This is a genomic window from Clostridium thermobutyricum (assembly GCF_000371465.1).
Lineage (GTDB): Bacteria > Bacillota > Clostridia > Clostridiales > Clostridiaceae > Clostridium > Clostridium thermobutyricum.
The window spans coordinates 1-612 of the sequence record NZ_KB850965.1 but is presented as its reverse complement, the minus strand read 5'-3'; the positions used below and the strand labels follow the sequence as shown (position 1 = coordinate 612).

The 612-nt window shown below is 31.2% G+C and carries 1 protein-coding gene; it reads right to left on the bottom strand.

Translation table 11 applies throughout. The features are described from left to right. A partial coding sequence (locus HMPREF1092_RS17475; RefSeq protein ID WP_002599813.1) for an MSCRAMM family protein occupies nt 1-612 on the bottom strand: 612 nt, incomplete at both ends.

The window sequence follows — 612 nt, the reverse complement described above, 5'->3', positions numbered from 1 at the left end:
TTAATTTCGTAAGTTCCCCATGGAATATTATTTAATGTAGCAACTCCATCTTTATCTGTTGTAACCACTTGTTTATATCCATTTGGTCCCTCTACTGTAAACTCTGCTCCACTTAGCTTCGCTCCGTCATTTCCTACTTTAGTTATAACTAAACTTCCTAACATTTTACTATCTTTAAATATTAATTTTTGAGGTTGACCTACTGTAAATTTACTTACTTCAACTGTTTGAGCTACAGAATTCAAATTATATCCTTCTGGTGCTTTTATTTCTTGTACCTTGTAAGTTCCCCATTCAATATTATCTAAACTAGCTATTCCTTTTGAATCAGTAGTAACTTCTTTCTTAAAGCCATTTGGTCCTGTTACCATAAACTCGGCTCCTGAAAGAACATTTCCTTTTTCATCAGTTTTTGTTATAACTAAACTTCCTAATATCTTTTTATCACTAAAAGTTAAGTTTTGTACATTTGAAACATTATTTGCATCTATTGTTATAGTTTGTTCTTTTCCACTTAATTCATAACCAATTGGTGCTTTTGTTTCTCTTACAGTGTAAGTTCCCCATGGAATATTATTTAATGTAGCAACTCCAGCTTTATCTGTTGTAACT